Origin of the sequence: Actinoplanes sp. NPDC049265 (assembly GCF_043197135.1) — a bacterium.
Taxonomy (GTDB): Bacteria; Actinomycetota; Actinomycetes; order Mycobacteriales; family Micromonosporaceae; genus Actinoplanes.
The window spans coordinates 30,625-53,691 of record NZ_JBICSP010000035.1 but is presented as its reverse complement, the minus strand read 5'-3'; the positions used below and the strand labels follow the sequence as shown (position 1 = coordinate 53,691).

Annotated in this window: 19 protein-coding genes; 8 read left to right on the top strand and 11 right to left on the bottom strand. The window is 71.1% G+C overall.

All coding sequences use genetic code 11. From position 1 onward, the window contains the following. Positions 1-41: 41 nt before the first annotated feature. The 3 genes from ACGFIO_RS42720 to ACGFIO_RS42710 are packed head-to-tail and all read right to left on the bottom strand — an operon-like array spanning position 42 to position 3,584. The gene (locus ACGFIO_RS42720; protein WP_392836615.1) at positions 42-1,040 is read right to left on the bottom strand and encodes a LacI family DNA-binding transcriptional regulator; all 999 of its coding nucleotides are present in this window, start codon (positions 1,038-1,040) and stop codon (positions 42-44) included. A 19-nt stretch (positions 1,041-1,059) separates the two neighbouring features. After that, positions 1,060-1,902: an ROK family protein gene (locus ACGFIO_RS42715; RefSeq protein ID WP_392836613.1), complete on the bottom strand. Its 843-nt coding sequence runs from the start codon at positions 1,900-1,902 to the stop codon at positions 1,060-1,062. Continuing rightward, the gene (locus ACGFIO_RS42710; protein ID WP_392836611.1) at positions 1,899-3,584 is read right to left on the bottom strand and encodes a class I mannose-6-phosphate isomerase; all 1,686 of its coding nucleotides are present in this window, start codon (positions 3,582-3,584) and stop codon (positions 1,899-1,901) included. Before ACGFIO_RS42710 ends, ACGFIO_RS42715 begins: the two co-directional genes overlap by 4 nt. A gap of 86 nt (positions 3,585-3,670) precedes the next feature. Between ACGFIO_RS42710 and ACGFIO_RS42705 the strand changes: the two genes are divergently transcribed. From ACGFIO_RS42705 to ACGFIO_RS42685, 5 genes are read left to right on the top strand one after another with little or no spacing between them, the layout of a single operon-like run. Then, positions 3,671-4,957 (top strand): ABC transporter substrate-binding protein, encoded by a 1,287-nt coding sequence (locus tag ACGFIO_RS42705; protein WP_392836608.1) that lies wholly within the window; start codon positions 3,671-3,673, stop codon positions 4,955-4,957. Then, positions 4,954-5,796: a carbohydrate ABC transporter permease gene (locus ACGFIO_RS42700; RefSeq protein WP_392836605.1), complete on the top strand. Its 843-nt coding sequence runs from the start codon at positions 4,954-4,956 to the stop codon at positions 5,794-5,796. The genes ACGFIO_RS42705 and ACGFIO_RS42700 overlap by 4 nt, the downstream gene beginning before the upstream one ends. Then, positions 5,793-6,590: a carbohydrate ABC transporter permease gene (locus ACGFIO_RS42695; RefSeq protein WP_392836602.1), complete on the top strand. Its 798-nt coding sequence runs from the start codon at positions 5,793-5,795 to the stop codon at positions 6,588-6,590. Before ACGFIO_RS42700 ends, ACGFIO_RS42695 begins: the two co-directional genes overlap by 4 nt. Before the next feature lie 19 nt (positions 6,591-6,609). Beyond that, positions 6,610-9,651 carry a hypothetical protein gene (locus ACGFIO_RS42690; protein WP_392836599.1) on the top strand — a complete coding sequence of 1,014 codons (3,042 nt, stop codon included), beginning with the start codon at positions 6,610-6,612 and terminating at the stop codon, positions 9,649-9,651. A gap of 2 nt (positions 9,652-9,653) precedes the next feature. Continuing rightward, entirely contained in the window at positions 9,654-10,811 is a 1,158-nt protein-coding gene (locus tag ACGFIO_RS42685; RefSeq protein WP_392836597.1) for a glycoside hydrolase family 76 protein, read from the top strand. Positions 10,812-11,001: 190 nt separating this feature from the next. Here ACGFIO_RS42685 and ACGFIO_RS42680 read toward each other — a convergent pair whose 3' ends face one another. The 5 genes from ACGFIO_RS42680 to ACGFIO_RS42660 all read right to left on the bottom strand — a co-directional run bounded on the left by ACGFIO_RS42680 (position 11,002) and on the right by ACGFIO_RS42660 (position 16,528). After that, the gene (locus ACGFIO_RS42680) at positions 11,002-11,733 is read right to left on the bottom strand and encodes a hypothetical protein (protein WP_392836594.1); all 732 of its coding nucleotides are present in this window, start codon (positions 11,731-11,733) and stop codon (positions 11,002-11,004) included. A gap of 99 nt (positions 11,734-11,832) precedes the next feature. Then, entirely contained in the window at positions 11,833-13,263 is a 1,431-nt protein-coding gene (locus ACGFIO_RS42675; RefSeq protein ID WP_392836592.1) for a glycosyltransferase family 39 protein, read from the bottom strand. A 64-nt stretch (positions 13,264-13,327) separates the two neighbouring features. Further along, positions 13,328-14,230, bottom strand: a complete 903-nt coding sequence (locus ACGFIO_RS42670) for a carbohydrate ABC transporter permease (RefSeq protein ID WP_392836588.1) — start codon at positions 14,228-14,230, stop codon at positions 13,328-13,330. A gap of 70 nt (positions 14,231-14,300) precedes the next feature. Next, a complete protein-coding gene (locus tag ACGFIO_RS42665; protein WP_392836585.1) occupies positions 14,301-15,170 on the bottom strand; it encodes a carbohydrate ABC transporter permease in 870 nt (289 codons plus the stop codon). Beyond that, positions 15,167-16,528: an extracellular solute-binding protein gene (locus ACGFIO_RS42660; RefSeq protein ID WP_392836582.1), complete on the bottom strand. Its 1,362-nt coding sequence runs from the start codon at positions 16,526-16,528 to the stop codon at positions 15,167-15,169. The genes ACGFIO_RS42665 and ACGFIO_RS42660 overlap by 4 nt, the downstream gene beginning before the upstream one ends. A 163-nt stretch (positions 16,529-16,691) precedes the next feature. Between ACGFIO_RS42660 and ACGFIO_RS42655 the strand changes: the two genes are divergently transcribed. After that, a complete protein-coding gene (locus ACGFIO_RS42655; RefSeq protein WP_392836646.1) occupies positions 16,692-17,684 on the top strand; it encodes a LacI family DNA-binding transcriptional regulator in 993 nt (330 codons plus the stop codon). A 6-nt stretch (positions 17,685-17,690) separates the two neighbouring features. Next, a complete protein-coding gene (locus ACGFIO_RS42650) occupies positions 17,691-18,629 on the top strand; it encodes a TIGR03557 family F420-dependent LLM class oxidoreductase (protein ID WP_392836579.1) in 939 nt (312 codons plus the stop codon). Between the two features lie 122 nt (positions 18,630-18,751). On the opposite strand, the gene ACGFIO_RS42645 is transcribed toward ACGFIO_RS42650, so the two are convergent. Further along, entirely contained in the window at positions 18,752-19,639 is an 888-nt protein-coding gene (locus ACGFIO_RS42645; RefSeq protein ID WP_392836577.1) for a LysR family transcriptional regulator, read from the bottom strand. A 71-nt stretch (positions 19,640-19,710) separates the two neighbouring features. On the opposite strand from ACGFIO_RS42645, the gene ACGFIO_RS42640 reads away from it, so the two are divergent. Beyond that, positions 19,711-20,442: an SDR family oxidoreductase gene (locus ACGFIO_RS42640; RefSeq protein ID WP_392836574.1), complete on the top strand. Its 732-nt coding sequence runs from the start codon at positions 19,711-19,713 to the stop codon at positions 20,440-20,442. A 133-nt stretch (positions 20,443-20,575) separates the two neighbouring features. Here the strand turns inward: ACGFIO_RS42640 and ACGFIO_RS42635 are convergent, their stop codons facing one another. Beyond that, complete coding sequence (locus tag ACGFIO_RS42635) at positions 20,576-22,138, bottom strand: GGDEF domain-containing protein (protein WP_392836571.1); 1,563 nt, start codon at positions 22,136-22,138, stop codon at positions 20,576-20,578. Next, positions 22,135-23,058, bottom strand: a complete 924-nt coding sequence (locus tag ACGFIO_RS42630) for a hypothetical protein (RefSeq protein WP_392836569.1) — start codon at positions 23,056-23,058, stop codon at positions 22,135-22,137. The genes ACGFIO_RS42635 and ACGFIO_RS42630 overlap by 4 nt, the downstream gene beginning before the upstream one ends. Positions 23,059-23,067 lie beyond the last annotated feature (9 nt).

Genomic DNA, 23,067 nt, shown 5'->3' with positions numbered 1-23,067 from the left:
GGGCCGCCGGGCACGCCGCACCTCAACCCGGCGCCGCGGCGTCAGGAGTCGTTGTTGCGGTAGTCGATGACCTTGGTCGGGATGATCACGCGGCGGGGCAGGGCGGGGGTGGCGGCGGGCTCGTCGATGTGGGCGCAGACGAGTTCGGCGGCGACGCGGCCGATCTCGCGGGCGTCGTACGAGACCACGATCAGCGGCAGGTCGAGCAGGTCGGCGAAGTCGAAGTCGTCGAAGCCGGCCAGCGCGGTCGTCGTACCGCCGGCCCGGATGGCGCGGTAGGCGCCGACGGTGTTGCGGTTGTTGGCCGCGAAGATCGCCGTCGGCGGGTCGGGCTGGTCGAGGATGGCGCGCGCCGCCTCGACCGCGGCCGCCACGTCGGGCTGGTCGCGGCGGACGACGCGGTCGCGCACGGGGAGTCCGGCCGCCTCCAGCGCCGCCACGTAACCGCGGTAGCGCTCCGAGCCGGTCCAGGTGGCGGCGGGCAGGCCGAGGAAGCCGATGTTGGTGTGGCCGCGCGCGATCAGCATGGTGGTCGCCTCGTACGTGCCGCCGAAGTCGTCCAGCAGCACCGCGTCGGCGTTGATCCGGTGCGGCGGGCTGGCCGCGAGCACCACCGGGATGCCGGCCAGCGCGGCCGGGTCGAGGTGGTCGTGCTCATTGGCGGCCGGCACCGCGATGATGCCGTCCAGCCGGCGGGCCGCGAAGTCGTGCACGAGCCGGCGTTCGTTCTCGGTGTTCTCGCCCGAGTTGGCGAACACCACCCGCATGCCGCGCCGGCCGGCGTGGGCTTCGATGCCGAGGACGAGCTGGGCGTAGAACGGGTTGGCGATGTTGGTGATGACCACGCCGAGGAGCCCGGTCGAGCCGCCCAGCCGCAGGTTGCGCGCGGCCTCGTTGCGCCGGTAGCCGAGCGCGGCGACCGCCTCGAGGACACGCGTGCGTTTCTCCGGCGCGACACTGGGGTCGTCGCGGAGCGTGCGCGACACGGTCATCGGACTGACCCGCGCGTAGGTGGCGACGTCACGCATCGTCGGGTTCATCGCTGTGATGGTATCGCGATCATCCGGGAGCGTCGTGCCAGGTCAGCCAGGCCGCACCGAGGTGCGCGGCGGTGTGCGGAAGGGCGGCGGGGCGTACGTCGGCCGGGAGGCCCAGCCCGGTGACGAACAGTGGCCCGATCACGTCCCAGGAACCGGCGACCGCTCCCCCGACCACGACGGCCTGCGCCTCGAAGCGGCGGATCCACGGGGCCAGGGCCACGCCCAGTCGCCGGTAGGCGGACAGTGCCGCGGTGTCACCGGCCCGGATCACGTCCAGCACACCGGTCGCCGGGCGGCCGTGGGCCCGGATCACCGCGCGGGCACTGACCGTCTCCTCCAGCGGCCGGCCGTCGATCTCGAGCAGGTCGGCGCGGCCCTGCGGCGGCACCGACGGCCCGTCCCGTACGACCCGCCCGTGGTCGAGGAAGGCCGACCCGATGCCGGTGCCGAGCGTGATGCCGACCAGGCGGGTCAGGCCCGGCCCGGCGCCGGCGAGCCATTCACCGACCGCGAACGCCTCCGCGTCGTTGACGAAGGTGATCCGGGACGGCCTTTCGTCGAGGGCGGCGTACAGGGCGGCCCGCACGTCCACGCCGTTGAGGGCGGCGAACTTGCCGACCCCGGCGTACCGGCCGACCCCGGCGGCGTAGTCGAACGGGCCGGGTACGGCGAGGCTCAGCGGCGTACCGGACAACGGGCCGGCCGATCGGGCCGCGGCCGCCACCGCCGCGACGATCTCGGCCGCGCCGGCGTGTGGATCGACCGGCCGGGCCGGCGGGTGCTGGTCGCGCGTCGTCGCGGTGGCCGGGTCGGCGCGGGTGGCGCTGACGTGGCTGCCACCGAGTTCGACCACGGGGATCATGCGACGAACGCCTTGACCACCCGCGCACCGGACGGGCCGGACGCGGTGACCGTGTAGCGGCCGACGGCCGCGGGAACCACCAGCGTCTCGGCGTACGACAGGCGGTGCTCCCCCAGCCTGGTGCGGATCGCGACGCCGTCGCCGGCCACGACGTTGAGCACGTGGAAACGATCGGTGGTCTCCTGCCCGGCGGTGGCGCCGGCGTCGAGTTCGAGGCGGTGCACCCGGAAGAACAGCTCGGGCAGGGCACCGATCAGGTCCTCGCGCCAGCCGTCGCCGGTGACGATCGTCCTGGGCCGCTGGATGAGGTCGGCTCGCAGCGCCGCTCCAGTCCGGCCGGTGTCGAGGTTGTCGAAGGCGTGGCCGACGTGGACCGGCCGCTGCCGCCCCTCGGCGTCGCGGCGCAGCCAGTCGTAGAAGCGCAGCGAGTACAGGTAGGGCGTCGCGCTGATCTCCAGCACCACGTTGCCCTGGCCGCTGCCGTGGGGCGTGCCCGCCGGGACCAGGAACAGCTGGTGTTCGGTGGCGGGGTGCTGCTGCACGTACCGCTCGATCTCGAACGGCTCGCCGTCGTGGTGGGCGGCGTGGGCCCGGCGTTCGAACTCGGTCAGGTCGGCGGCGTCGCGCAGACCCAGGTGGATGACGTTGTCGGGCGAGCCGACCAGCACGTAGTAGGTCTCGTGCTGCGGGTACGCCCAGCCGAAGACCGTGCGCATGTTCTCCGGCCGCGGATGGCAGTGCACCGAGAGGCTGCCGCCGCCGTACGTGTCTAGGTAGTCGAACCGGATCGGGAACGACGGGCCGAACCGGGGCCGCACGGCCGCCCCCAGCACCTGCTCGGGATGTGAGGCGACCAGCAGCTGGAAGGGCACCTCGACGGCGCCTTCGGCCCGGGTGCCGATGAGGACGCCGCTCTCGGGTGCGATCAGTTCGTACCCGAGTGCGGTGTTGCGGGCCTGGGTGTTCATCCCGAGCCGTTCCTGGGCCCAGTGCCCGCCCCACGACGTGGTGTTGAACGTCGGCCGGGTGCGTAGCGGGCGGCGGGCCAGCTCCTCGAGGGTGGCGCGCAGGTCGGGGCCGGCGAGCATCCGCGGGTCGGCCGGGTCCTGCAGGTCGAGCCACTGGGCGATGCCGGGTGCGACGGCGTCGCGGTGCCGGTCGAGCAGCGGCCAGTCGATGTAGAACAGCCGCTGGGTGGTGCCGGTGCCGTCGCCGGGCCGGCCGAGGTTGCGGCCGTGGCCCTGGGTGGTGGCGTGTTCGGCGTACCGCTTGGGCAGATCGGCGTACCAGAGCTCGTCGTGGTCGGCCAGCGCGGCTCCGGGCCCGTAGACGACGGTGAGCCGGCCGGGTTGGCGGGGTACGGCCGGCAGTTCGTCGATCAGGTCGGCCAGCGTGCCCGGGGCGAGGGTGGCGAAGTCGGGGTCACCGGCGAGCTGCTCGGCCGAGGCGGTGCGTTTTTGCACCTGGTCCCAGGCCACGGTGGCGCCGCGCATGTCGACGGTCAGCGTGCCCGGTGGCAGCGCCGCCGCCAGGGCCGGCCAGTCCAGCATCATCGGCCCGTCGACCGCGAGCACCGCGCCGGGGCCGGGCAGGGCGTCGCGTACCGCGTCCCAGCCTCTCCGCACCAGGCCGGAGGCCGGTGGATAGATCGGCTCGGGCTCGTATGTCGTCTGCTGGGTCACCACGCCATGGTATCGGTACCTTCAGGCATACGCGCAACAGCCAGGAAACATTGCGCTCATCTCATGGTAGCGATACCGTGCCGGAGATGCGGATCACTCGACTTCACCGGACCGCCGGGTTGCTCCTGGCGGCAGCACTCGCCGGCCTGTCGGCCGCCGCCTGCGGAGGCGGAGGCGGCGACGCGACCGGCACCGGTCCCCTGTCGCTCTACTCGGACAACCCCACCTGGGAAAAGGGCTTCACCGAGGCCGGCACCGCCCTGCAGAAGATCACGGGTCGCGGCATCAAGCCGGTCAGCGTGCCCTCGACCTCGGACTACGAACAGGTCGTGCGGACCTCGATCAGCACCAAGAAGACCAACGACCTGGTCAAGTGGTGGAGCGGCTACAAGCTGCAGGACCTCGCGTCCACCGGCCTGCTCACCGACCTCACCGACGTGTGGAACACCGCCGAGAAGAACGGCTGGGTCGATCCGGCACTCAAACCCAACTACACCTTCCAGGGCAAGGTGTACGGCCTGCCGATGTACCAGTCGTACTGGGTGGTCTTCTACAGCAAGACGCTGTTCGCCAAGTACCACATCGAGCCGCCGGCCACCTTCGCCGACTTCGAGAAGGCGGCGGCCACACTGAAGAAGAACGGCGTGACCCCACTGTGGACCGGCCAGTCCGACACGTGGACGTCGTTCGTCGTCTACCAGGCCCTCGTCGCCGCCCAGTCACCCGACTACTACGGCAAGCTGACACGGAACCAGGCGGCCTGGACCGATCCGGTCTCGCAGAACACCCTGGACATCTGGAAGGGCTGGATCGCCAAGGGCTGGACCACCCCGGCCGACTCCAAGCTCGCCGACGCCCCGGCCATGATGAAGTCGGGCAAGGTGGCGATGCTCCCGGCCGGCACCTGGGAGAACAGCAACCTCAAACTGGCCGGCCTGACACCCGACGCGGACTACGGCGCCTTCTTCATGCCCACCGTGACCCCTGGCGCGCCCAAGGCGACGTTCGTCGAGGGCGGCGCGTGGACCGTACCGAAGAACGCGCCCGACCGGGCCGACGCGGTCAAGCAGCTGGGCAGCTGGCTCGACCCGTCGGTGCAGCGGGTGTGGTCGGACTTCCTGGCCGACAGCTCGGCCAACCCGAAGGTGCCGTCCGGCGACCCGCTCATCAAGAAGGTGCAGGCCCAGGTCGCCCAGGACAAGCCGGTGCTGCTCAACCGGTTCTACGAGGCCTTCCCGTCCAAGCTGGTGCTGGCCGCCACCACCGAGCTCGACGGCTTCATGGTCCACCCGGACACCGGCCCGAAGGTGCTCGACTCGATCCAGAAGACCTCGGTGACCGAGTGGGACGCGTGGAAGAAGCAGGCCGGATGACGTCCCGCGCGGCCTTTCTGTTCCCCGCCGTCGGGCTGGTCGCGGTGGTGCTGCTGACGCCGTTCGCCATCACCGTGTACCGCGGCTTCCTCACCGACGGCGTGCAGCCCGACTTCGCCGGGCTGGCCAACTACCAGGAGATGTTCCGCGACCCGATCCTGGTCCGGTCGCTGGTCAACACGCTGATCTGGGTGATCGGGTCGCTGCTGCTGCCGGTCGGGCTCGGCCTGACCATCGCGGTGATGACCAGCGCCACGCGGTGGGGCCGCTGGGCGCGGCTCGCGGTGGTGCTGCCGTACGCCATCTCCGGCTCGGCCGTGGCCGTGGTCGGCGCCTTCATGCTGCAGACCGACGGCGCCGTCAACCAGTTGCTGCGCGCCGCCGGGCTGGACGGCCTCACCACCCAGTGGCTGCTCAACTGGCCGCAGAACACGGTCAGCGCCATCCTGCTGAGCACCTGGCAGAGCACCGGCGTGGCGGTGGTGCTGTTCCTGGTCGGCCTGCAGACCATCCCCCCGGAGACCATCGAGGCCTCCGCCCTGGACGGCGCCGACGGCTGGAAACGGTTCCGGCACATCACCTTCCCGCAGCTGCGCGCGGTCACCGTCGTGGTCGTCGGCATCACGCTGGCCAACGCCCTGCGCGCCTTCGACCTCATCTGGGTGCTCACCCAGGGCGGACCGGCCCGCAGCTCCGAGACGCTCGCGCTGTCGATGTACCGCGAGACCTTCCTGCTGCAGGAGCCGGGCCAGGGCTCGGCCATCGCGGTGGTGCTGACCGTTGTCGTGGTCGGCGCCTCCTGGTCGTACCTGCGCTCCAGCCTGAGGAGTAGCCGATGAGAAAAGCCGTCCTGGCCGTGCTGGCGCTGATCTGGCTGATGCCCACCTATTTGCTGATCGTCAACGCCTCGGTCTCCAACGACACCTACACGGGTACGGCGAAATGGTTCCCGGACAGCTTCGCGCTGTGGGAGAACATCAAGGCGGGCTGGCTGGCGGCCGACTTCACCGACGCCGCCCGCAACAGCCTGCTCTACGCGACCGGGTGCGCCGCCGCGGCCGTGCTGATCGCCACCCTGGCCGCGTTCGCCCTGGCCGTGATGCCGGTCCGGCACAAGACGCTGTGGTTCTGGCTGATCTACACCGGCACACTGCTGCCGCTGCAGGTCTTCGCCCGGCCGCTGTTCCTGGCCGCGTCCACCACCAACCTGTACGACACCCAGGCCGGGTTGGCCATCGTCTACGTCGCGATCTGCGTCCCGTTCGCGATGTTCGTGGTCCGCAACTACCTCACCACACTGCCGCCGGAGATCACCGAGTCGGCCCGGATCGACGGCGCCGGATGGTTCCGGCTGTTCTGGTCCATCCACGTCCCGCTGGCCCGTTCGGCCATGGCCGCCGCGTTCGTCTTCCAGTTCGTCTACATCTGGAACGAGCTGTTCTTCGGCATCTCGCTGTCGCTCAGCCCCGAGGTGCGGCCGGTGATGGCGGCGCTCGCCGGTCTGCAGGGCAACTTCAGCGCGGTCGGCCAGCCCGCCGTGCTCGCCGCCGCGCTGGTGGTGTCGCTGCCCACCGTCGCGCTGTTCTTCGGCTTCCAGCGGTTCTTCGTCACCAGCCTCAAGTCCAACATCTGACCCGCGGAAGGACCTGCCCGTGACCGCCAAGACGCTGACCGCGAGGTCGACCTGGGACTGGGATCTCGCCCGGGACAACCTGAAGGACCGGGCCACCACCGCGTCCGCCGGGCCGGTCCGGTTGCAGGCCGAGCCACTGCTGCGCCGCACCGAGTCGGGCGAGCTGCGGCAGTCGGTGCGGGTCCGTGCGGGTCGTCCGCTGACCCATGCCGGGGTACGGACGGAGTCCGGCACCCCGCTCCCGGTGGAGATCCTGCCCGCGCCGGACGGCCTGCGTCTGCTCGTCCCCGAGGTGACCCGGCCCGAGACCGTCATCGTGGAGCTGCCCGGCGGGCCGGTCTCACTCACCCTCGAACCGGTCCGCCGCTGGGACATCCACCTCGTACACCACTCGCACCTCGACATCGGCTACACCGACCCGCAGGGCCGGGTCCTGGCCGAGCACCTGTCCTATCTGGACTCGACACTGGATCTGGTCCAGGAGACCGACGACTGGCCGGACGACGCCCGGTTCCGGTGGTCGGTCGAGTCGCTGTGGTCGTTCGAGCAGTGGTGCGCCAACCGGCCCGTGGCCGCCGTAGCCGACATGGTGGACCGGGTCCGCCAGGGCCGCATCGAGCTCACCGCGCTACCGTTCAACCTGCACACCGAGACCTGCTCCACCGACGAGCTGCACGAACTGCTGCGGACCGCGTACGACCTGCGCCGCCGCCACGGCGTGGACATTCCGGTGGCCATGCAGACCGACGTGCCCGGCGCGGTCGGCGGGCTGGTCGACGTGCTCGCCGCCAACCGGGTCCGCTACCTGTCGGTCGCGCACAACTGGGCCGGCCGGTCGGTGCCCCACCTGACCGGCGGGCAGGACGTGCCCCGACTGTTCTGGTGGCAGGCTCCCAGTGGGCGGCGGGTGCTGGTCTGGTCGACGGACACCCCGCACGGGCTGGCTTACATGGAAGGGTCGGTGCTCGGCTTCGATGCCTCGTACGACATGGTCGACGATCTGCTGCCCGCGTACCTGACCGCGCTGGCGACCCGGCCGTACCCGTACGACGGCAGTGCCTTCGGTTTCCCGGTCCCGGACGCACCGTTGCACCGCCCGCCCTACCCGTGGGACATCCTGCACCTGCGCGTGCAGGGCCGGTTCGGGGACAACGCGCCGCCGCGGCGGATCATCGCCGAGACCGTACGCCGCTGGAACGCCGAATGGGCCTTCCCCCGGCTGCGGCTGTCCCGCAACGAGGACTTCTTCACCGAGGCCGAACGCCGCTACGGCGACCGCCTGCCGTCGTTCACCGGCAGCTGGAACGACTGGTGGGCGGACGGCATCGGCTCCGCCGCACGGCCGCTGCAGCTGGTCCGGCGGGCCCAGGCCGCGGTCGCCGACGCGCAGACGGTCAGCACGCTGGCCGGACTGCGCGGGGCGCCCGGTTCGGCCACCGACACCGCTGACGCGCGGGCCGCGTACCTCAACGCCTCACTGTTCGACGAACACACCTGGGGCGCCGCCGACCCGTGGACCCACGGTGACGACCACACCCACTCCGGCGACGAGCAGTGGCACTGGAAGTACCACACCGCGCTGGCCGCTCACGACGACGCCGAGCGGCTGCTGACCCGAGCGACCTCCCGGCTGGCGGGCACGCTCAGCCGCGACACCGCGCTGTACGTGGTCAACACCGCCGCACATCCGCGGACCGGCGTGGTGACCGCGTTCCTGCCGGAGAGCCGGATCCCGATCGAGACGCCGCTGTCCGTGGTCGACCCACGCACCGGCAAGACGCTGCCGGCCGAGGAGACGCCCCAGCTCAACCCCACGCATCGCGAGGCCGGGCGGTTCCTGCACGTGGCCGTGGACGATGTGCCGCCGCTGGGCCTGGTCCGGCTCGACCTCCGCGCGACGGCCACGCCACAGGCCCCGGCCGCCCCACCCGATGGCTCCGTTCTGGAAAACGACGAGCTGCGCGTCGAGGTCGACCTGGCCGGTGCGAGCATCCGGTCGATCCTGGACAAGCGCACCGGCACCGAGCTGGTCAACGCCGACGCCACGGCCGGGTTCAACGCCTACGTCTACGACCGCTACGCGACCGCCGGCGGCATCAACCACCAGTCGTCGAAGACCGAGGCCACCGCCAACCTGGCCCTGCTCGCCTCGCGTGGCACGGCCCGGCCCGCGGCCCTGGTCGACGCCGGCCGGACCGCGGTGCGGCAGTGGCTGACCTACGAGTCGGTGGCCCCCGGCGCTGACTGGGTCCGGACCACGCTGACCCTGCGTACCGGCACCGGCGTGCTGGAGATCGAGAACCGGCTGGCCAAACCGGCCACGATGACCAAGGAGAGCGCCTTCTTCGCCTTCCCGTTCGCCCTGGCCGACCCGGTCGTTCGGATCGACGCCACCGCGACGGTCAACGGCACCGACCAGCCCCAGGTGCCCGGCGGGGCCACCCACATGCAGGCCGTCCGGCACTGGATCGGGCTGCACGCCGGGGACGTCGGCGCGGCCTGGGTCACCGTCGACGCCCCGCTGGTCCAGCTCGGCGCGATAGTCGTGCCGTACGCGCCGTTCCCGGTGTCGACGCCCTCGCACGAGCCCGGCACCGTCTACTCCTGGGTCCACAACAACCTGTGGGACACCAACTTCCCCAGCTCACAGGCGCTGGAGATGACCTTCCGCTACCGGGTCGCGGCCACCGCGTCCGACGGTCCGGACGCCACCTCGGCCTTCGCCGCCCGGGTCGCGACCGACGCCACCAGCCCGCTGATCGCGGTGCCGGCGTCCACCGGCGACACCGGTTCCGCCCTCACCCTGTCCGACGACCGCGTCCAGGTCGTCGGGCTCACCACGCCGGCCCCCGGGCAGGTGCTGGTCCGGTTGCGGTCGGTCGCCTCGGTCGCCGTCGACTGCACGCTGACTCTGGGCTTCCCGGCCGATGCGGCGTGGACCGCCACCTATCTGGCCGAGACCGTCTCGGCCCTCGAACCGCACGACGCGAAGGTCACGGTCACCGTGCCTGCCTTCGCGACCACCGCTGTGCTGCTGACCGTACCCACCAACCAGGAGTGAGTATGCGCCACGTCATCCGGCTCGCCACGACCGCCGCCCTCAGCGCCGCGCTCGTCGGCTCCGCCGGCATCCTCCCCGCCCAGGCCACATCACCGTGGACCGGCCGGGCCACCTCGGCCTACCGATCCCTGCAACAGCACCTGTACCTCGATCCGCTCTACCAGGAGGACTATCCGAGGCAGGCGGGCGACAACACGTACTCGTATCTGTGGCCCTATCGAGAAGCCACCACCGCCACACTCTCCCTGCACGAGGCACCCGGCAACCGCGCGGTCGACCGGCGCGATCTGGCCACCCGGTTCGCCGGCTTCGGCAGCTACTTCTCGTCCGGCTATCACTCCTATGTGGTGCCTCCGCTGGGGGCCGGCGGGGACCTGTTCTACGACGACAACGCCATCGTCGGGCTCGAGTTCGTCCGCGGCTTCCACGCCACCGGCGACAAGAAGCTGATCCCGCACGCCGTCGACGCGCTCGACGCGGTCCGGCGCGGCTGGGACACCGACATGTCCCGGCCCTGCCCCGGCGGCGAGAAGTGGGTCGAGTCGGACAGCAACACGTTCCGGGCGGCCAACGTCACCGGGCTCGGCGCCCAGCTCGCCGCGCACCTCTACCTGATCCGCCACCGGCGCGCCGACCTCGACTTCGCCCGAAAGCTGTTCGCCTGGAACCAGCGCTGTCTGCGGCAGAGCCCCGGCCTGTACTGGAACGACATCAGCTACGAGGGGGTCGTCAACAAAACCCTGTGGACCTACAACTCCGGCGCCATGATCGCCTCGGCCACCCTGCTCTACCGGGCCACCCACGACCGGTTCTACCTGCACGACGCGGTCGCCGAGGCGAAGGGCGCCCTGGACTACTGGACCGCCGGGGACCGCCTCTACCAGCAGCCCGCCATCTTCAACGCCTACCTGCTGAACGACCTGCTGCTGCTCGACGCGCAGGCGCCGAACCGGCGGTACCGGGCCGCGTTCGAGAAGTACGCCGCCCGGGTCTGGGCCGACAACCGCGACCCGGCCACCGGCCTGTTCCACTTCCAGGTCAGCGGGGGCGGCACCCCCGACCCCGAGCACGTGCCGGCCCAGACGCTGGAACAGTCGGCGGTGGTTCAGATCTTCGCCGCGCTGGCCTGGAACCGACGCGACTACTGGCGCATCGCCTGAGGCAGCGCCGAGGCCCACGCATCGGACGCGTCGGTGCAGAACCGCATGATGCCGAACAGGCGCGCGTACGGGGGGCGACGTCGCCGTGGATCAGCACGTGCGGCAGCGGCGGGCGGCGCAGCTTGGTGAACCAGGCGGTGAGCCAGTGCGCGTGGAGGGTCAGAGGAGCAGCACCAGCAGCAGCTCGGCGTCACCACAGCTCGCTGAGCAGGCTCAGGGGCAGCACCGCGACAGTTGCCAGCGCGCTGGCGCCCACCGCGAGCAGGGCGGCCCGCCGCATCGGGCCATCGAGCCAGGCCGCGAGGGCCAGCCCGCACCCCCACGGCAGCGACCAGGTCAGCGCGGCCTGCACCAGACCGGTCAGCTGCAGCCCGCCGACGAGATAGCCCCCGGCGATCGTGACCAGCACCGCCACCGCACCGCCGAGAACGACGAACCTGAGGCGCAACGGCCGCCACCACCCACCCCGGGCCGCGGCGGCGTGTCGCTTCACCAGGGTCAGGGCCAGGCAGCAGGCGACCGTCGAGGCGACGATGACGACGGCCGTGAGCGGAAGAAGCACGGCCAGCTGGGGGATGGAGATCCCCACGGCGCCACCGACGTTGAACCAGTCCCGCGACGCCGCGACGCCGCCACCGGCCAGTTGCGCGGCGCACACGAACGCCACGACCGCGGCCACGCCCCCGTCACGCCGACGGGTCACGAGCGCCAGCCCGGCCAGCAGCACGGCCACCAGCAACGGCCAGATCGCCGGAACCGTGGCCCACCCGAACCAGCCGATCCAGCTGAACCAGTCGGTGTTCCGGACCGCCACAGGCATCGTGATCAGCACGGCGCTGATTGCGGTCAGCGCACACACCGCGATCCCGAGCCCGGCGACCGCCGGCGGCCTGACTGTCGCGCCCGCATCGTTTCCCACCATGCCGGAACAACGCCACTTCACCCGCCGACGATGCGCAGCCGAATGGTCTTCGGTCAGATGTCGCGTTTTCCCTCGATCGAGGCTCACCCTCAGGAGGGTTCAGTCGTAGTGGACGAGCAGTGGCCAGACCGCCGGCCAGCCGCCGATCGGGCCGTCGCACAGTTGCAGCGCGGCGCCCTGTTCGTCGTTGTCGAGGGCGTAACCGTTGTCGACGTGGCCGACCGTGCGGCAACCGGTGAAGTGGCGGCTGGTGGCGTCGCCGGGGGTGAAGCCGGTCAGGATCACCGGGCCGGTGGCCGAGGCGGGTGGCGGCCAGAGGGCGTAACCGTTCTGGCCACTGTACGCCGGAGGCAGCCCGTGCCCGAGCCGCACCGCGCTGGCCTCGGCGTAGGTGGCCGTGAAGACCACCGCCGGGGGGTGGTCGCCGGGTGGAAGCGCCGAACGGACGGCGCGCAGGTATTCCGGCCAGCCGACCTGCTCCCCGGCCTCGTGGTTGAGGGTGTTGACGCCGCTCGCCTGGAGTCGGGGGGCGGGGACGATCGGCAGGCTGTTGACGGCGTTGAGGACCAGCGACACCCCGATCGCCGCGCTGACCAGGGTGCGACGGAGCCGTCGGCCGCGGGTCAACCAGCCGTCGGCGGCCACGCCGGAGGCGGCCACGATCATCGGCATCAGGCCGGCCGCGTAATAGCCCTTGCCCCCGGTCACCACAACCACGAGCAGGAGCGCCAGGTACGCGTACCCGAAGGCCTTGAGATCGCCCCGCAGCAGACGCACCAGGCCGGCGCCCAGCACGGGAGCCAGGAAGATCGACACCAGGAAGAGCTGGAGCGGGACCACGCCGATCCGGTTGCCGCCGCCGGCGATGGACGCCGCCACCTGTGACTGCGGCCAGCCGTGGGCGGTCTGCCAGAGCAGGTACGGCAGCGCGCCCAGCACCGCGAGCGCCGCACCGGCCAGCGCGGCACGGCTCAGCAGCGGGCGTCGCGGGCCGGCGACCAGCAGGGCCGCGCCGACAAGGACGGCCACGATCCCGATGACCAGCTTGTTGAACAGGCCGGCCCCGAGCACCGCCCCGCCGGCGATCAGCCAGCCCGGCCGGCCGCCGGTCAGGGCCTTGAGCAGGCAGGCGATGACGCCGGCGGTGAACATCACGTCGAACGTGGCCGTGCTGACCAGGTGGCCGGTGACCAGGGCGACGGTGCCCACCGCCCAGATGGCCGACGCGAGCAGCCGGGCCCGGTTCGTGCCGCCCAGCAGGCCCGCGATCGTGCCGGTCAGCACCACTGTCGCGGCCGAGGCCAGGGCGGCGGCCAGGCGGAGGACGACCAGCGAGCCGCCGCCGAGCCGGTACAGCGCCGCGGCCAGCAGGGGCGTGAACGACGGCTGGTCGGGATAGCCCCACGCCGGGTGCTGCCCGGCGACGACGAAGTACAGCTCGTCGCGGTGCCAGCCGTACCGCGCGCTGGTCAGCACCAGCAGCACCAGCAGGGCTGCGGCGACGTACCACTCTGGACGGAACCGGCGCACGACTCAGGCTAACCCGCCATGGTGGGCCAAACGGCTGGTGCCGCTGGACAACAGCGTGCGGAACTCAGCCTTTCACCGCTCCCGCGAGGCTGAAGGCGCCCCCGAAGACGCGGGACAGCGCCGAATACAGCAGCACCACGGGAGCGGTGTAGAGGATCGCGAAGGCGGCCAGCTGGCCGTACGCGACCTGCCCGTACGTCGAGAAGAAGGTGTAGATCGTGACCGACGCGGGCTGGCTCTCGGGGGTCTGCAGCAGGATGAACGGGATGAAGAAGTTGCCCCACTGACCGACGAACGTGAACACGAAGACCACGGTCAGGCCGGGCACCATCAGCGGCAGGATGATCCGCCAGAGCGACTGGAACCAGCCGGCGCCGTCGGTCCAGGCCGCTTCCTCGAGTTCGACCGGCACACCGTCCATGAAGTTCTTCATCATCCAGATGGCGAACGGCAGGGCCGTCGCGGACATGAACAGGATCAGGGCGGGCACCGAGTCGGTCAGTTCGAACCGGCTGTACATGGTGTAGACCGGCACCATGACCCCGGTGATGGGCAGGCCGGTGGAGAACAGGATGCCGTAGAGGAACATCCGGCCGAAACGGCTGCGGTACCGCGACAGGGGGTACGCCGCGAACGTCGCCGCGACCACGGTGATCAGGGCGGTGCCGCCGGAGATGATCAGCGAGTTGAGCACCGGCCGGAACAGGGTCTCGACGTTGAGCACCTTGGCGAAGTTCTCGAACGAGAAGTCCCAGGTGACCTTGGCCGAGAGGGCGGCGCCGGGCTGGATGGACGCCACCACCAGCCAGAGGAACGGCAGCAGGAACGCGAGCGCGACGATCAGCAGCACGAGGTAGACGGCGAACCGCAGTGGTCCCCGGCCGGGCGCGGTCAGGTCGGCCGTCGGTTTGGTCTTCTTCTTCAAGGCCGGAGCCGCCGCCGGCGGCGGTGCAAGAGTCTGGCTCATCGCTTACCCCGCTCCGCGGCTCGGCGATCAATCTGTGTCGTGGTCAAGACCGTAGCCTCCCCGCTCCCGCTCATAGGTCGTCCACCTTGATGATGCGTACGTAGATCAGCGAGAAGATCGCGCCGATCACCAGCAGGACCAGCGCCATCGCCGTGCCGTACCCGAGTTTGTAGAACTGGAACGACTCTTGGTACATGTAGATCGGCGTGGTCGAGCTCTTGTTACCGGGCCCGCCCTTGGTCATCACGTAGATGAGCCCGAACGCGGCCAGGGTCTGCAACGTGATCAGCATCAGGTTGCTGACGATCGAGCGGCGGATCAGCGGCAGGGTCACGCTGCGCAGGCGCTGCCAGGCCGACGCGCCGTCGACGGCGGCCGCCTCGTGCAGCTCGGGCGGCACGTCGTTGAGCGCCGCCTGATAGACCAGCATCGAGAAGGCGGTGCCACGCCAGACGTTGGCCAGGATGATGGCCAGCATCGGCGTGGTGTAGAGCCAGTTCTGGCTCAACCCGAACCAGCCCAGGATCCCGTTCAGCGTGCCCTCGCGGTTGAGGTAGGCGTACCAGCAGAAGCCGGCCACCACCTCGGGCACCGTCCAGGCGGCGATGACCAGGCCACTGACCAGGCCGCGGGTGAACTGGGCGCGGCCGCGCAGCAGCAGGGCGATCAGCAGGCCGAGGGTGTTCTGCCCGATCACGGCCGAGCCGACCACGAACAACAGCGTCAGCCACAGCGAGTTCCAGAACTGCGCGTCGCGGAACATCGTGGTGAAGTTGTCCACCCCGATGAAGTTGATGTCGGCCGCACCGGTCAGCTTGACGTCGGTGAACGCGCTGTAGACGGCCCAGATCAGCGGTCCGGCGAAGAACACCGCGAGCAGCAGCAGGGCCGGGGCGTACGCCCCGATCCTGGCTGCCCGCGGTGCGGTGGAGGTCGTCATTGCGCGGTCGTCACCTTGTCGGGTCCGCCGACCGCCGAGGTGGTGGTGTCGGCGAACGTCTTGGCGGCCTGGTCGACCGGTTGCTGGCCGGTCATCACCGACTCCATGGCGACCTGGATGCCGTTGGAGACGTTGGGATATTCCGGGTACGCCGGGCGGAACTTGGTGACCTCGACGAGGTCGGTGAAGAACTTCAGCGACGGGTTCGACTTGAGGTACTCGGGGTCGGACGCCACGTCCTTGCGCTCGGCGATCTGCCCGGCGCCGATGGCGTACTTCTGGGAGTTCTCCTTGTTCAGGAACGTGGAGACGAAGTCGAACGACGCCTTCTTGTCCTTGGCGTTGGCACCGACCGAGAGCAGCCAGCCACCGGACATGCTGATCCGGCCGGGGGCGTCACCGTTCTGCGTCGGCATCGCGGTGTAGCCGATCTTGTCGTTCCACTCGGGCCACGGCTTGCTGCCGCTTTCCAGCCAGGTGCTGCTGACCCAGGAGCCGTCGAGGCTGATGCCCAGCTTGCCGCTCGGGAACAGCTCGTTGTTGACCTTGGTGCCCCAGTTGGGGTCGAGGGCGTCCTGCGGGTCCGGCGCCAGCTTCTCGCTGAAGATCGTCTTGATGAAGTTGAGCGAGTCGTTGAAGCCGGGGCTGGCCACGATCCACTTCTTCTGGGCGTCGTCGTAGAGGGTGTTCTTGGTGCCGTACAGCAGCATCTCGAAGCCCTGCATGGTCGAGCCCTCGCCCTGGCCCTTGCCGGAGTAGACGTTGAGCGGGGTCACGCCGGGCACCTTCTGCTTGATGGCGCGCGCCGCGGTCAGGATGTCGTTCCAGTTCTTGGGCTCCCACGGGACGGTGAGGCCGGCCTTGGCGAAGATGCCCTTGTCGTAGTAGAGGCCGCGGGTGTCCGTACCCATCGGAACGCCGTAGGTCTTGCCGTCCTGGGCCTTGCCGGCGGACTTGGCGGCGTCGGTGAACTGGTTCCAGTCCTGCCAGCCGGCCAGGTACTCGTCGAGCGGGGCCAGGAAGCCGGCCTGGATGTCGGTGTTGATCAGGAATGTGTCCTCGTACATGATGTCCGGCGCGGTCTTGGGTGACCGGTTCATCAGCGAGAGCTTGGTGTAGTAGTCGTTCTCGGCCGCCTCGATCGGCACCAGCTTGACGGTGTAGCCGGCGTGCGCCGCCTCGTACGTCTTCTTGACGTCCTGCAGCTGCTTGTCGAGTTGGACGAAGGAACCGAACTTCTGGTACGCGATGGTGACCGTCTTGCCTTCGGCGCCTCCGTCGTCACCGCCGCCGCAAGCGGCCGCGGACGCGGTGAGCACCAGTGCCGACAACGCGGCGAGGACGAGTTTGGGCCGCATCAGGACTCCTCACAGGTCGACCCGATCAGGTGGTTACCGGTTCAAGATCAATTGAGTAAGGTCTCTGTTAACGTTCTCTGAGAACGTAATCAGATCGCACTACCAGCGCAACAGATGTGACGAACGATCTTCGGAGCGTACGTTGGGACAGCGCCGGCCCACCATGCACGATGTCGCGCGGGCAGCAGGGGTGAGCCCCGCGACGGTCTCCCGCGTGGTCAACAACGAGCGGTACGTCCGGGAAGAGACCCGGGTGGCCGTCGAGCGCGCCATCGCCACCCTCGGCTTCGAGCGCAACGAGGCGGCCCGGTCGCTGCGCCCCGGGCAGAGCACCGACACCATCGCGCTGGTCATCGACGACGCGACCAACCCGTTCTGGTCGGCCGTCACCGACGGCGCCGAAGAGGTGGCCCGCCGCCACCAGCACATGCTCGTGGTGGCCAGCACCCGGCAGAGCTACGACCGCGAGCGTGACCTGCTGCGCGACCTGGTGCTGCGGCGCCGGGTGGACGGCCTGCTGGTGGTGCCGGCCGCGCACACCCAGCAGGAGTTGCACGCCGAGCTGGGCCGCTGGGCGCCGATGGTGTTCCTCGACCGTACGCCGTCCGGGGTGCCCGCCGACGCCGTGGTGCTCGACAACCGGGGCGGCACCCGACGCGCCGTCGAGAACCTGATCGCCCAGGGCTGCCGGCGCATCGCCTACATCGGGGGCGATCCCGGCGTCAGCACCGGCAAGCAGCGCCTGGCCGGTTACCGCGAGGCCCTGAAACGGGCCGGTCTGCCCTACGACCGGCACGTCGTCCGGCTCAACGCGCACACCGTCGAGGAGGCCCGGGCGGCCGCGGTCGACCTGCTGTGCTCCTTCGCCGACATCGACGCGGTCTTCGCCGACAACAACCGGATGAGCGTCGGCGTGCTGCACGCGGTGCACGAGGTGCGGCCGATCCCGGTCGCCGGTTTCGACGACGTCGAGCTGGCCGACCTCCTCCCCCACCCGATCGCTCTGGTCACCTACGACGCCACCGCGTTCGGCGCGCACGCCGCCGAGCTGCTGTTCGCCCGGATGACCGGCGCCGACGGCCCCCCGAAGCGGTCCATCCACCGCACCACCCTGGTCACCCGGGGTGGCATGACCCGGGCCGGCCGGGGTATCTGACCCGGTATGCGTATCGGTTACTTCCTGTCATGTGAGGAATACACGCCGGCCCAGCTCATCGAGCAGGCCAAGGCGGCCCAGGACGCGGGGTTCCAGAGTCTGTGGATCTCCGACCACTTCCACCCGTGGAACGACGAGCAGGGTCAGAGCCCGTTCGTCTGGTCGATCATCGGCGCGCTCAGCCAGGTCGTATCGATCCCTGTCACCACGGCCGTGACCTGCCCGATCATCCGGATGCACCCAACGGTCACGGCTCAGGCGGCGGCGACCAGCGCGGTCCTGCACGACGGCCGGTTCGTGCTCGGCGTCGGCACCGGCGAGGCCCTCAACGAGCACATCAACGGCGACCGCTGGCCCTTCGCGGACGAGCGGCTGGAGATGCTGGAGGAGTCGATCGAGGTGATGCGCGAGCTGTGGAAAGGTGATTTCGTCACCCACCGTGGCCGCCACTACCAGGTCGACCAGGCCCGCATCTACACCCTGCCGGCCGAGCCGCCCAAGGTCTACATCTCCGCCTTCGGCCCCAAGGCGATCGAGGTGGCCGCCCGGATCGGTGACGGCTACGTGTCGACGACGCCCGACGGCGACCTGGTCGGCAAATTCCGCGATCTGGGTGGTGGGGACAAGCCGGTGCAGGGCGGCTTCAAGGGCTGCTGGGCTCCTTCCGAGGACGAGGGGGTACGCATCGCGCACCGGCTGTGGCCCAACAGCGGCGTGCCCGGCGAACTGTCCCAGGTGCTGCCCTCGCCCCGGCACTTCGAGCAGGCCTCGCAGCTGGTCACCGAGGACATGATGCGCGAGTCGGTGGTGTGCGGCCCCGACCCGGCCGGGCACGCGCGGCAGCTGCAGCAGTACGAGAAGGCCGGCTTCGACGAGGTCTACATCGCCAACATGGGCCCGCACTACTCCGAGCTCATCGACATGTATCGGAGCGAGTTCCTGTAACGCGGACGTTCCTCCGCCCTACCGGCCGCACTTTCCCGGCGGTCAGCCGGGCCCGCTCACGCCATGCGTTCCCGACGGTCAGCCGGGCCGCCCACGCCATGGCTTTCCCGGCGCTGGCCGGCTCACACCGGGGCGGCGAGGCGGAGGAGTTCGCGTACGCCCGGACCGGTGTGCCGCCGGTCGAACAGCAGCAGCGTGCGCATCGGGTCCGGATAGGTCAGCGGGACGAAGGTGACCTCGGCCGGCGCGTAGCGGGACATGCTCAACGGCAGCACGCCCGCGCTCAGCCCGGCGGCGATCATCGACAGCTGGGTGGTGACGTCGTTGACCTCGGCGAACTTGCGGGCCTGGAAGCCGGTACGCCGGCACATGCCGTGAATGCCGAACGGCTGGTCGCGCAACGCGTCCCGGGCGATCACGGTGACCGGCTCGTCGGCGAGGTCGGTCAGGCTCAGCGCGGCGCGCCGGGACAGCGGGTTGTCCCGGTGCAGCACGACGGCCAGCGGCTCCTCGGCCAGCTGCACCGCCTCGATCGGCTCGGGCCGGGCCGGAGGCTGGAAACCACTGGTCAAAGCCAGCTGGATCGTTCCCTGACCGAGCTGGGCGAGGGCGTCGGCGATGCTGGTCTCGCGCAGCCGCAGCCGGATGTGCGGGCGCTCGACGGCGAACCGGCGCAGCAGATCGGTCAGGTGCCCGGGCGGGACGCCGGGGGTCAGCCCGATGGTCAGCAGGCCGGCCTCCCCGCGCATCGCCGCCTGACCCGCCCGCACGGCCAGCTGACCGGACTCGATCGCGTCGCGGGCGTGCGGGAGGAACGCCGCCCCGGCCTCGGTGAGCACGACCCCGCGCCCGTCGCGGTGCACCAGCCGCAGCTCGAGCGCCGCCTCGAGCCGCTGCAGCTGCTGCGTCACCGTCGGCTGGGCGACACCCAGTCGCGCGGCGGCCCGGCCGAAATGTCTTTCCTCGGCAATTGCGACGAAACAGCGCAGCCCTTTCATGGACAGATCCATAACGGAATACTATCACCGCGATATGAATACACAATTGGACGGCCGCGCCATTTCCCTCGTAGCCTGACCGCATGCGTTTGAACAACAAGGTGGCACTTGTCACCGGCTCGTCCCGGGGCATCGGCCGCGCCACCGCCCTGCGCCTGGCCCGGGACGGTGCCGCCGTCGTAGTCAACTACCAGTCGAACGCGACGGCCGCCGGCGACGTCGTCACCGACATCGCGCAATTCGGCGGCAAGGCCGTCGCCATTCGGGCCGACCTCGCGGTTCCGGCCGACATCACTCGCCTTTTCGAGGAGGCGGCGGGCAGTTTCGGCGGGCTCGACATCGTCGTCAACAATGCGGCGCTGCGCGCTCTCGGGACCATTTCCGACTTTCCCCTGGAACAACTCGACCGGCTGTTGGCGACCAATGTCCGGGGCTCCTTCCTGGCCATGCAGCAGGCGGCGCGATTCGTCCGCGACGGCGGCCGGGTCATCAACATCTCGACCGGGAACACCCGGGAGCCGAGCACCCTGGTCGCCGCCTACGGCGGAAGCAAGGCGGCGGTCGAGTACTTCGGTCGGGCGCTGGCCAAGGAGCTCGGCCCGCGGCAGATCACGGTCAACAACGTGCTGCCCGGGTTGACCGACACCGACGGGCTGACGCCCGAGTTCCGGGCCAACACCGCCCTGCGCGAGCGCACGCCGCTGGGCCGGCTCGGTCGCGCCGAGGACATCGCCGACGTGGTGGCTTTCCTCGCCGGCGACGACGCGCGCTGGGTGACCGGCCAGACCATCGCGGCCGCGGGCGGCCTGGTCTGACGGCCCGGCCGACGGCGGTACGGGCTGAGTGTGCCGGCCGCAGGCGGTCCGATCCGAGCGAACCGACCGACGGCGATCCGGGCTGAGTGAGCCGGCCACAGGCAGTCCGACCCGAGCGAGCGGGCCGGTGTCTTCACTCCGTCGGCGGCACCAGGACCGGGAGCGCGGCCGAGGTCGCGTCCAGCACGCGGTTGCGGCCGGCCGCCTTGGCCCGGTAGAGGGCGGCATCGGCCGCCGCCAGGATCGCGTGTTCGCCGCCGCCGTCGGACGGGAACATCGCGAGGCCGATGCTGGCGGTGATCGGCACCGTCGACGGCGCCGCGGCGATGGCCCGGCACAGCCGATCGGCGTGGGCGAACGCCGCATCCCGATCGCTCCGGCCGAGGATCACCATGAACTCCTCGCCGCCGTAACGCGCGACGAGATCGCCGGGCCGGCAGTGCGCCCGCAGGACGTCGGCGGCGACCCGCAGCGCGTCGTCGCCGGCCTGGTGCCCGTACGTGTCGTTGAGCCGTTTGAAGTGGTCCAGGTCGACCATGAGCAGCGCGAACGGGCGGCCATCGGCGACGGAGGCGTCGAGCCGGGCCGCGGCCGTGCGCCGGTTGGCCAGGCCGGTAAGCGCATCGGTCTCGGCCGCGCGGCGGATGCGCGCGTTCAGCAGTTCGCGTTCCAGCGCCAGGCCGGCCTGCAGCACCGCCTGTTCGAGGGCGGTCACCATCCGCCGCTCGACGCGCGCGCCGGGCCGGGCGCGGGTGACCGCGACCACGCCGCGCAGCTGGTCCTGGACGAACGGGACGAGGATCGGACGAACCGCGCCGGGGAGCGCGCCGGCCAGGACCGGGTCGGCGGCCGGGTCGACGCGCTGCGGCAACCGGACCGGCGCACGGGGCACCGCCGTCCGTACACAGTGGTCCATGCTCTCCGGCGGAAGGTCGCCGAGCACCATCTCACCGCCGGGCCCGGCCACGATCCCGAACCCGTGGGCCGGCTCGCCGGTGTCGCCCGACGGGTACACGAGGATCGCGACCCGGTCGGCGAGCATGTCGTCACGGGCGAAGGCGGCCAGCCGGCGCAGCACGCCCCGCGGCGGATGCGGACGGGCCAGGGTCAGGCCCAGGTCGCGCAGCGCCTCGCTGTCGTAGCGCCGGCGCCGCAGCTCGCGTTCGTTGACCGACGCGAAGCAGGCGGTCAGGATCGAGATCAGCCACAGGCCGCCGACGTACGTGGCCAGACCGGCCACCGGCATCGGCACCGGCCGCCCGAGCAGACCCACGGCCTGGGTCTCCAGCAGCGTGAAGGCGAGCACGCTGTGCCACAGGGTGACCTTGACGCCGGTCCGGAACGAGGCCAGCAGGGTGGTGCCGAGCACGTGGGCGCAAACCAGCAGCTCGACCACGTTGCCGGGGGCGCCCAGGATCCACCACGAGCCGGCCAGCAGCAGGCCGTCGCCGAGCAGGCCGAGCGTGAAGCCGATCCGGGCGGTGCGGCGCGACCGGCGGGCGGCCGGTGCCACGGCCAGGGTGAGCAGCAGCCAGCCCAGCGCGCCGGCCACCACCGGGACGTGGCCGCCGTGCGCCCGGTCCCGGGTCAGCAGCACCGTCACCAGCAACACCGTGACCACCACGCGGCAGCCCGCCATCCACAGGTAACGGTCGATGACCGGAACCAGTTCGGCCGCCTTCGGTGCCGATCTCATCGTCGTCCCCCACGCCGCGCCCGCGGCTCGTCGTCGAAGGTCAGGAAACGGTCCCGGGTCAGCGGGGCCAGGGCCAGCTTCGGGTCGCGCTTGTCGATCCGGTCCTGCACGGCGAAGAACAACAACATGACGAGTACGCCGAACAGCGGGATCGCCGCGTGCCGGCTGCCCGCGGTCAGCACCTTGAGCACCCCGTCGACCACCCGCCCCAGCAGCGGGGCGTGCGCGCCGCGCCGATCGGCGCGCACCGTCTCGGGGCCCGGATCGCCGTCCGGTGCCGGGGCCGGTGCCGGTGCCTCACCGGTGGCGGGCCGGCCGGTCGCGGCGGGAGCGGGCAGGGCCGGTCCGTCCACCGGGGTCCGGACCGGGGCGGGCGTCGCCGGGGTCACGGTCGGGGCGGCGGGCACGGCGTCGGGGGCGATCAGCCAGCGCAGCGTCGCGCCGGCCGTACGCCCCTGAGCGTCGTCGTCGTCCACGCGCACGGTGATCGCGAAGGTGCGCGACCCGGCGCCGGCCACCGGGTGCCAGCCGGCGTCAACGCCGGTGGGCCCGGCCGCGGACAACGCCGCCAGGGTGCCGTCGTACACCGCCGGCCCGGTGAGGCCCGCGCACCCACTGGTGCCGGTCCGGACGGTGAGGCGCAGATGCGCGGTCAGTGTGCCGGTGACGTCGTCGGCCGCCATCCGGACCGTGCCGCCCGTACCGTCGTGGGCGATGACGATGCACCGGGTGACCGTCCGGCCGGGTGTGAGGTCGGTCGCGGCGAACAGCGGCGTACCGGCCGAGCCGACCAGGCGTGCGGCCGCGACCTGAGCCACCGGTCGCGGCGCCGGGCCGGCGTCCGGCAGGGCCATCACCGCCCCGGCGGCCACACCGGCCAGCCCGACCGGCAGGAACCACCGGGGTGCGTACGCGGACATCCTCTCCCC